Origin of the sequence: Mesorhizobium sp. M1A.F.Ca.IN.022.07.1.1, assembly GCF_003997575.1 — a bacterium.
GTDB lineage: Bacteria > Pseudomonadota > Alphaproteobacteria > Rhizobiales > Rhizobiaceae > Mesorhizobium.
In genome coordinates, this window is sequence record NZ_RZST01000241.1 from 1 (window position 1) to 9342 (window position 9342).

9 protein-coding genes are annotated in these 9342 nt (G+C 61.1%); 8 read left to right on the forward strand and 1 reads right to left on the reverse strand.

The genetic code is table 11. The features are described 5' to 3' along the window. Positions 1–528: 528 nt before the first annotated feature. The 6 genes from EOA75_RS22845 to EOA75_RS22870 are packed head-to-tail and all read left to right on the forward strand — an operon-like array spanning position 529 to position 5566. Positions 529–1497 carry an amino acid ABC transporter ATP-binding protein gene (locus EOA75_RS22845; protein ID WP_275955131.1) on the forward strand — a complete coding sequence of 323 codons (969 nt, stop codon included), beginning with the start codon at positions 529–531 and terminating at the stop codon, positions 1495–1497. Positions 1498–1538: 41 nt separating this feature from the next. After that, on the forward strand, positions 1539–2357 hold the full coding sequence (locus EOA75_RS22850) for a transporter substrate-binding domain-containing protein (protein WP_127216511.1): 819 nt from the start codon (positions 1539–1541) through the stop codon (positions 2355–2357). Between the two features lie 54 nt (positions 2358–2411). Next, complete coding sequence (locus EOA75_RS22855) at positions 2412–3125, forward strand: ABC transporter permease subunit (protein WP_067329694.1); 714 nt, start codon at positions 2412–2414, stop codon at positions 3123–3125. 1 nt (position 3126) lies between these two features. Continuing rightward, positions 3127–3846: an ABC transporter permease subunit gene (locus EOA75_RS22860; protein ID WP_067329696.1), complete on the forward strand. Its 720-nt coding sequence runs from the start codon at positions 3127–3129 to the stop codon at positions 3844–3846. After that, a complete protein-coding gene (locus EOA75_RS22865) occupies positions 3834–4187 on the forward strand; it encodes a cupin domain-containing protein (RefSeq protein ID WP_067329699.1) in 354 nt (117 codons plus the stop codon). Before EOA75_RS22860 ends, EOA75_RS22865 begins: the two co-directional genes overlap by 13 nt. 47 nt (positions 4188–4234) lie before the next feature. Next, complete coding sequence (locus EOA75_RS22870) at positions 4235–5566, forward strand: FAD-binding oxidoreductase (RefSeq protein ID WP_127325228.1); 1332 nt, start codon at positions 4235–4237, stop codon at positions 5564–5566. 186 nt (positions 5567–5752) lie between these two features. Here EOA75_RS22870 and EOA75_RS22875 read toward each other — a convergent pair whose 3' ends face one another. Continuing rightward, a complete protein-coding gene (locus EOA75_RS22875) occupies positions 5753–6427 on the reverse strand; it encodes an FCD domain-containing protein (protein ID WP_095783156.1) in 675 nt (224 codons plus the stop codon). Positions 6428–6564: 137 nt separating this feature from the next. Between EOA75_RS22875 and EOA75_RS22880 the strand changes: the two genes are divergently transcribed. Beyond that, positions 6565–8061, forward strand: coding sequence for an NAD-dependent succinate-semialdehyde dehydrogenase (locus tag EOA75_RS22880; RefSeq protein WP_127325229.1), 1497 nt, complete (start codon positions 6565–6567; stop codon positions 8059–8061). Positions 8062–8381: 320 nt separating this feature from the next. Next, the coding region (locus EOA75_RS22885) for a LacI family DNA-binding transcriptional regulator (RefSeq protein ID WP_164747508.1) at positions 8382–9342 on the forward strand (961 nt) is incomplete at its 3' end.

The following is a 9342-nucleotide window of genomic DNA, read 5'->3' on the forward strand; positions in this document are numbered from 1 at the left end:
CCGCTGCGCGGCCCGTTCCAGCCGGGAAAGGTTCTCCTGTTCCTTCTCGCGCCGTTCCATGGATTCGCCATCCGATGTCGCATCAACATCGAGCAGCGGCTAATCGTTCCGCGACGGCGGTATTGAGAGGAGGCGCTTGCCGGCGCGTGGGATCTGGTCGCTATGTGGACGTGCTCGAACCGGATCGGGTTCCCCGACCGCTGCCGACCCGTCACCTGGCGCCGCCGTCCCTTATTGCCGCTGGCGCGGGCTCGGCGCCGGCGGCGACGCGTGGGCGGCCCGGCGGAGCGACATTCTGTTTAGGAAGCGATTGGCGAGTCTATGTTCGCCTGAGGCCGGGCGAGGGGCGGATTATCTGCGATGATCTTCATTCCGCGAATTGGATCCGACGCGCCAAATGTAAGCTGTTCCTGTAGATTTTTCTCGCAACCAATTTGATCTATCTTGACACCGGTTGCGATACCAATGTCATATTGGTCCTAAGAATCCCGAGATTGGTTTCAAATAGTTGCTAGAGGCAGCGAGCCGATGAACGTGACTGACAGCAAGGGATATCGAACCGTTTCGAGGAGGAGCGCCATAGACGGCGCCGTCACCGACGAAAGTGGGAGCGATGGTCACAGTCGCCTAACACTTAACGAACTCGCGCAGACGATGGACAGCCGGGGCCAGCCCCATGTTGAGAAGGTGCGATCTGAATGGAACCGAAGACGCCGTGACACGGCCCCGGTTCTAAAGGTCCATGAACTCAGTAAGAATTTCGGCGCGGTCAGGATCCTTAACGACGTCACTTTCCAGATGGCGGAAGGGGAGGTCATATCCCTTATCGGCGCGTCTGGCTCGGGAAAGAGCACGTTGTTGCGCTGCATAAATTTTCTGGAGACGCCGACCTCAGGGAGGATCGAGGTGATGGGCGACGCAATCTCCATCACCACCAATCGACCGGGCAAGAGCGAAATCACCAACCGCGCGAAGATCCGGCTCTTTCGCCAGCGGACTGGCATGGTGTTCCAGAACTTCAATCTCTGGCCGCACCGGACCGTGATCGGCAACGTGACAGAGGCGCTCGTCTACGTGCTCGGGAAAGGAAGGCGGGAGGCCGAGGATATGGCGCTTTCGGCGCTTTCCAAGGTGGGGATGGCCGAATTCCGCGACCGCTATCCCAGTCAGCTTTCAGGCGGTCAACAACAGCGCGTGGCGATCGCACGGGTGCTGGCGATGCGACCAAAGATCATGCTTTTTGACGAGCCCACATCCGCGCTCGATCCGGAACTCGTGGGCGAGGTGCTGAAGGTGATCCGCACGCTGGCCGAAGAGGGGGCGACCATCCTTCTCGTCACCCATGAAATGCGGTTTGCGCGCGACGTGTCGAGCCGAATGATATTCCTGCGCAAAGGTATCCTTGAGCAGGACGATGCGCCGGAAGAGTTGTTTCGCAACCCTGCCTCGGAGGCGGTGAAACGGTTTCTCTCCAGCGTCATGCCAGCCGCCGCGTGATCGCGGTTTTCTTCAGCAGAACAAGAAAAGGGGTAACACTCATGCTTTCAGTTCAAACGTTTCGTTCGATTTTCGTATCCGGTTTCATGCTCGCCGCCGCAGCCGGTGCCGCGCGCGCCGAGGAAGGCGTCCTACGCGTCGGCACGGAAGGGGACGCGCCGCTGTTCAGCATGGCCGACGCCAACGGAAACGTCACCGGCTTCGACGCCGACGTTGCCAACGGTATCTGCGCCGAACTCAAGATGAAGTGCAAATTCGTGGTGCAGGCTTTCAGTTCGCTGGTTCCCTCCATGGATAGCGACCGCTTCGACGTGATCATTTCCGGCCTTGGCATCACTGCCGAGCGCCAGAAGAAGATCGACTACTCCATCCCGTACGCCACCACGCCGCTCTATTTCGTGGTCCCCAAAGATTCCGCTCTTGCCGGGCTCAAGAGTCTCGAGGAGATCGAAAAGGCGCTCGCGGGAAAGAGTGTCGGCGTCGTGACAGGCACGACCTATGCCAAATTCATCGGCAAGCGGGCGACCAGCGCCGATCTCAAGACTTATGATGCCACCACTCAGCAGACCGCTGATCTTGCGGCTGGCCGCCTGGATGCCGCTTTCGGCGACTCCCCGACCTGGATGGATTTCCTCGCTACACCGGACGGCGCCAACTTCACGAAGATCGATGTGAAGATTACGGCGATGAGCGATCCTGAAACCCTCGGCCACGGCATGGGTGTCGGTATGCGCAAGGGGAATGCCCAACTCAAGGCTAAGGTAGATGCCGCGCTCTGCAACATGATCGATGGAGGTAAGATCAAGGAGTCTTCCCTCAAGTGGTTCAAGGACGACTACACCATTCCGTGCAAGAAGTGATCCTCTCGCAACAACTGGCCGTCGCAGCCCGCGGCGGCCCGACGGGTGTCATCCATGTTTGAAACTATCTGGTTGCTGGTTGTGGAGCAGGGCTGGGGACTCGCTTTGCTGCGCGGCGCCTTCGTGACGATCTGCATCGGGCTGGTCGGCATGATGATCGGGTTGATCGCAGCCGTCCCGTTTGCCATAGCGCGCTGGCAGCGGGTCCCGGTGCTGTCCCAGATGATCGATGTCTACAGCATCGTCGTCCGCGGCGTGCCGGGTCTTCTTGTGATCTATCTCCTGTTCTTTGGCTCTGTCGACTGGGTGCAGAAGATAGCCGTTGCCTTCGGCTACCGAGACATGGCTGAAAGTGCCTACCCGTCCATTATCGGCATCCTCGCCATCGCGACCATTTCCTGCGCCTATTCGATCGAGGTGATGCGAGGCGCTTTGGAAGCCGTTCCCAACGGTCTTCTTGAAGCCGCGAAATCTTTGGCGTTGCCTCGATCGGTCGCCTTTTTCAGAATCACGTTGCCGCTCGCGTTGAGACTTGCTCTCGGCGGGATCAACAATGTCTGGCAGATGACGATCAAGGATACTTCACTCGTTTCCATCGTCGGCATGCAGGAACTCATGCGTATGGCGGCTATCGCAGCGGGCATCACGCGCTCGCCACTTCTCTTTTACTGCATCGCTGCCTCGCTGTTCTTCGCCATGACAGCAGTCAGCCAGACCCTGTTCGGCCTGGCTGAGCGCCATATCAATCGCGGCTTCAGCGGAGGTTAGAATGGATTTCACCATTATTGCCTATGCGATTCCGTTCCTTCTCACCGGCGCAAAGACAACGCTTCTGATCTCGGTGTTCGGCGTGGGCTTAGGACTGCCATTCGGCATCCTGGTGGCGCTCGCGCGCACTTCGCGCAATCGCTTGGTTTGCACGGCGGCCGACGCCTATTGCGCCGTCTTTCGCGGCACGCCCATGCTGGTGCAGATATTCGTGATCTACTACGGATTAGGGCAGGTCGGGTTCTTTCGCTCCAACCCGGTGATTTGGTGGCTGATCGGCGACGGCCTGCACGCAGCCATTCTCGCGGTCCTGTTGAACACCGGTGCCTACACAGCCGAAATCTTTCGAACCGCGTTTTTATCCCTGCCGCGCGGGCTGATCGAGGCGGCGGAAGCCTGCGGCATGTCGCCTTGGATTATCTTGCGCCGGATCAAGTTCCCGCTGGCTTTGCGACAAGCGCTGCCATCCTACAGCAGTGAGGTTGCCATCATCGTCAAAGAATCCAGCCTCGCTTCGACCATCGCTGTGCTCGAAATCACCGGTTGGGCCAAACGCCTGATGAGCGAAACCTTCGCCATTATGGACATCTTCATCATCACCTCCGTCTTCTACCTCACCCTCAATGTCGTCGGACTGACTGCCTTGAAGCTTTTGGAGCGGCAACTTTGGTTCGAACGGCGTTCAACGCGCAGAAAGGCCACATCCCTATGTCCAAGTTGACGTTCATCGACCAGAATGTTCTTCCGCGCCCACGCGAAGGGCAGCCTCTGCCCGACCGCCTTGTGGAGGGCGATCCACGTTTTCTGAGCTGGGATATCGCCCAGACCGCAGACGGCGCCGTGAAGGCAGGGGTCTGGGAGGTCACGCCTGGCGCCTATCGTTCGATTAAGGGCGAGACTTTCGAGTTCTGCTACATCCTTTCGGGTGTCTCCGAACTTACTGAGGATGGCTGCCCGCCGCGCCGCATCGCGGCTGGCGACGCCTTCGTCATGCATCCGGGATTCACCGGCGTATGGCGTGCCATCGAAACCACGCGCAAACTCTGGGTCTCACGTGATTGACCGGTTTGCGCTTGCCCGCCGATCCGACCAAAAGCTGGTATGTTCCCATGACCGCCGATCCCGCTGGCCCCTTCAAATCCACGCCCTATTGGTGGGAGGATTGCACCTTCTCTCCCCTCCCAGTCCGCCGGGTCGCCTCCAGATGCGACGTGGCGATCGTTGGGGGAGGCTATGCAGGACTTTCGGCGGCCATTGAGCTTGCTCGTGCCGGTCGCAGTGTTCAGCTTTTCGATCGCCAGTCGCTGGGGCAGGCGGCTTCCAGTCGTAATGGCGGCATGGCGAGCGGGAGCATTCGACCCGGGCGCAAGGAATTGATCAGAAGATTCGGCGAGGCCCGCGCCACCGAGATCCTGATGGAGGGAAAGGCCGCACGGGAAGACCTGTGGGCCTTTCTGAACGAGGAGAAGGTGGAGTGTGACTTCCATCTCTCCGGCCTGTTCGTCGGCGCGATCAACGCTGATGAATGCGACGAACTCAGCCGCTCCGCCGATCTACTGCGGCGCTTTCTGGGCATCGAGGCTCATCCCGTTGGCCGGTTGGACGTGCCGACCTATATCGGGACGGATTTCTACACGGGTGGATTCGTGCGGATGGATACCGGTGGCCTGCATCCGGCCAAGCTGCTTGCGGGTATTATACGGGTGGCAATGGCAACCGGAGCGGTAATCCATGAGAACACAGCCGTTACGGGAACCATCGCCGAGGCCGGCGGGGTCCGTGTGAGAACGTCGCGCGGTGACGTTCTCGCCAGGAAGGTGCTGATCTGCACAGATGCCTATACCGACGGCTTCGATCCTTGGCTGCGACGCCGTATTGTGCCGGTGCGCAGCCGCATCATCGCTACCGAGCCATTGGCAGAAGGCGTGATGGACCGGTTGATGCCGAAGCGCATGATGTATGGCGATATGCGCCAGCTCAGCTATTACTATCGCCCTTCGGCGGACGGATCGCGCATCCTCTTCGGCGGCAGGGACGGCACCACGGCGGGTGACGCGCTGGCGCCGACCACCCATTTGCGCAGCGAACTTGGCCGAATTTTCCCCGAACTGAGGGGCGTCGGCCTGACGCATAGTTGGTTTGGCCAGGTCGCCATGCATCGCGACATGGTGCCTCGGATTTTCACCTCGGGTGATACGGTTTACGCCACCGGCTTCTGCGGCTCCGGAGTGGTCTGGGCCCGCTGGCTGGGCAAGAAGGCCGCCTTCAAGATCCTCGGCGAAACCGAAAAGGCGCAGTCCGCCTTCGATTTCGACCCCGCTCCGAAGGCCGTGCCGTTTTACCGCGGCAAGCCATGGTTCATCCCGCTTGTCTATTCCCTTTACGAATGGCGGGATAAGCGTGCGATGCGCCGTCGCCAGCCCGAAGCAAAGAGGCGATAACGTTGCTCTTCCTTGGGGACGGGCCCGCCGGGTACAGGAACCTCATCTTGTCTGGATGGCGCGCACCGCGTCCGTCGTGAAAACAGTGTCAGATGCCCCGCCTTGAATAGAACGACAGGCGATTAGCGTTCGAACGCGCCATTCCGCTCGGTTCGGCAATCTCAAAATTTTGGCGATGAGGCCTACTCACCCCATTGTCTCCGATCCGAGTATGTTGGCTCTCGCGGTCAAGATATGGCTATGCATTCTTTGTTCGGCCTGCCCACCATCGCGGTCAGTGATCGCCTGTAAGATCGCGCGATGATGAGCCGTATACTCCTGCATACGCTCTTTCGTCAGAGACAGCTCTTTCATGCGCCCCCAAAGACGCCCCGCCCGCAGCGAGTGAATACCTTCGTAGAGCGAGGCCAGCAATCCATTGCGGGCCGCCACCACTACCAGTTGATGGAACGCGGCGTCCCAACGCTCGAACTCCGCCAGCGTCGCGGCGGTACTGCCATGCTGGATGACCTTGTGCATCTCTTCAGTTTCATAGGGGGTCGCCCGCAACGCCGCGAGCGCCGCCACCTTCGGCTCGATGATTAATCGTGCTTCGAAGACCTCAGCGGGATAGGTCCACAGTTCTTTCCGGGAGGCATCGTGTGCGCGATACGGAGCGCTGGCAGTTGCCCCTCGCTCGGCGACGAAAGTGCCGCGCCCGACATGGCGAAGCAGGCGCCCCTCTTGCTCCATCTCGGCCAGCATGCGCCGGAGGGCCGTGCGGGGTAAACCTAGCTTGAGCGCGAGATCGCGCTCGGGCGGCAGCCGGTCGCCTGGCTGCAGTCCGGCCGCCTCGATGAAATCCCTCAAAACGACGGTCATGCGGCCACTCCACTAAGAAACGGGCGGATTTCTCTGCAACCAATTTGATCTATATTGACACCGGTTGCAATACCAATTTCATATTGGTTCCAGCAATCGACAGACTGGTTGCGCATGTTTTCTAAAGCCGCGAGAGGATGGGTGTGAGTCAGACAGCAAGGGATATCGAATCGTTTTGCGCGGATGCTGCGGCTATCATTGCAAGCGCTCCTGTGGATCTGCTGGTGGGCGGCAAATGGACAAGTGCAACCGGCGGCAATCGGTTTGATGTCGCCGATCCATCCAACGGGCTCACGATCGCGTCTGTCGCAGACGGCGCAGTCGCCGACGCAATCCGGGCGATTGATGCTGCGGAGGCTTCTGCGACGATGTGGAGGCAAACCCCCTCACGCCGGCGATCGGACATGCTGATGTGCTGCCATCAGCTCATGCTCGATCGTGCCGAATGGCTGGCGCAACTGATATCTCTGGAGAACGGCAAGGCCCTCCCAGACGCTCGCGCGGAGGTAACGTATGCCGCGGAGTTCTTCCGATGGTACGCCGAGGAGGGGGTGCGTACTCTCGGCGACATCGGCCACGCGCCGGGCGGTGCAAACCGAATCCTGGTTCAATACCAGCCGATTGGCATCGCCGTTCTCGTCACGCCCTGGAATTTCCCTGCGGCCATGGCGACCCGCAAAATCGCCCCGGCGCTCGCGGCGGGTTGCACGTGCGTACTGAAGCCGGCGGTTGAGACTCCACTGACCGCGTTGGCGATCGGTGCGATCCTCATGGAAGCCGGTTTGCCCGAAGGTGCCCTCAACATCGTGACGACCACGGCCGCGGGGCCTGTGGTGAGCGCGATGCTGCACGACAATCGGGTGCGCAAACTGTCATTCACGGGTTCGACCGCCGTTGGGCGCATCCTGTTGCGTGAGGCCGCCAACCGGGTCATCAGCTGTTCCATGGAACTCGGCGGCAACGCTCCTTTCATCGTGTTCGATGATGCGGATCTGGACGATGCCGTGGCCGGCGCCATGGTCGCCAAGATGCGCAACGGCGGAGAAGCCTGCACTGCGGCGAATCGCTTCTATGTGCAGCGCGGCATTTACGACGCTTTTGTCCGCCGGCTTACCCAGGAAATGTCGTCGCTTTCAGTGGGGCCGGGTCTTCAAGCGACGACCCAGCTCGGGCCCCTTATTACCGCGACGGCCGTGGAGAAGGTTGATCGCTTGCTGAAGGATGCCGTTGCCCGTGGGGCGCGTATCGAAACGGGCGGCAAACCGCGGCCTGGCGAGGGCTTCTTCTATCCTCCGACAGTCCTAGCTGACGTTTCCCCCGATTCCGACATCGCGAAGGAAGAGATCTTTGGGCCGGTCGCAGCGGTCACGCCGTTCGATACGGAAGACGAGGCTGTCCGGCTGGCGAACGACACGGAGTATGGCCTCATATCCTACGTCTACAGTAGTGATCTCAGACGCGCCCTGAGGGTCGCCGAACGCATCGAAAGTGGAATGGTCGGCGTCAATCGTGGCCTAGTTTCGGACCCGGCAGCGCCGTTCGGGGGGATGAAGCAAAGCGGGCTCGGCCGCGAGGGAGGGCATCACGGCCTGCTTGAATATCTCCAACCAAAATACATCGCGACCAACTGGTAAAACCGCAAAATCGCTTCTCCGCCGAGTTGCGCCACATATCGGTCGTGCAGGTTACGCTAGCTACTTCTGGGAAACCGACAAGCCTGCTTGCGGGCCCATCCGGTCCTTCGAGACTGGAACTTATGATATCCCACGCACGTCAACGATTGGGCGAGCAGCCGCGTCGAGTCCTTTCCCCTTGCCAACGCCGCCACCTTCGCCTAATCTCCCTTTGAGAAAACCTTTTCCCAAATCGCCCCGCGTCCGCTGACCTCACCCGTCATCTTCGCGCAGGACGATAAGGGAAAACCTTTTCCCAACTTAGGGATGCGCCTCGAACTATGTCTTCCGACGCCGAGCCAGCGCCAGTTTCCGCCAAGCTGCCGGTCACGCTGCGCGAGGTGGCGGCTGCGGCCGGCGTCAGCGTGGCGACGGCGTCGAAGGCGCTGAACGGGCAGGGGCGGATGACCGCCGAGACGCGCGAGCGCATTCGTGAGGTGGCGCAGCGTCTCGGCTTCCGGCCGAACCACCTGGCGCAGAGCCTGCTGCGCAAGCGCTCCTTCACCGTCGGCCTGCTTACCAACGATACCTATGGCCGCTTCTCGCTGCCGCTGATGGCCGGCGTTTCGGATGCGCTGGTCGACAATGGCGTCTCGGTGTTCCTGTGCAATGTCGAGGACGACACGCGGCTCGGCCAACTGCATGTCGAGGCCATGCTCGACAAGCGCGTCGACGGCATCATCGCCACGGGAAAGCGCATCGACCGCCATCTGCCGATCGATCTCTCCAATTTGCGCATTCCGGTCGTCTATGCCTTCACTCAGCCGTATGCCGGCGCGGTCGGCCTGGTCTCCGACGATGCCGGCGGCGCGCGGCTGGCGGTCGAGCATTTTTTGCGGCTCGGGCGCCGCCGCATCGCCCATGTCACCGGACCGGCGGGCTTCGCCGTGGTGCACGCGCGGGCCGAGGCTTACCGGGAAGTGCTCGAGGCGCATGGCCTGCCGGTCGGCGAGCCGCTGCTCGGCGCCTGGTCGGAAGCCTGGGGGCACGATGCGGTGGCGAAACTGTTCGGCAACGGCCGGGGCAGGCAAGGCTGGCCCGATGCCGTCTTCTGCGGCAACGACCAGATCGCGCGCGGCGTCATCGACGCGCTGCGCGAGCGCGGCATCCGCGTGCCCGACGATGTCGGCGTCATCGGCTTCGACAATTGGGAGATCGTGGCCGAGGCGACGCGCCCGCCGCTGACCTCGGTCGACATGAACCTTTCAGCGCTCGGCCGCGAGGCCGGGCTCGCTCTGCTTT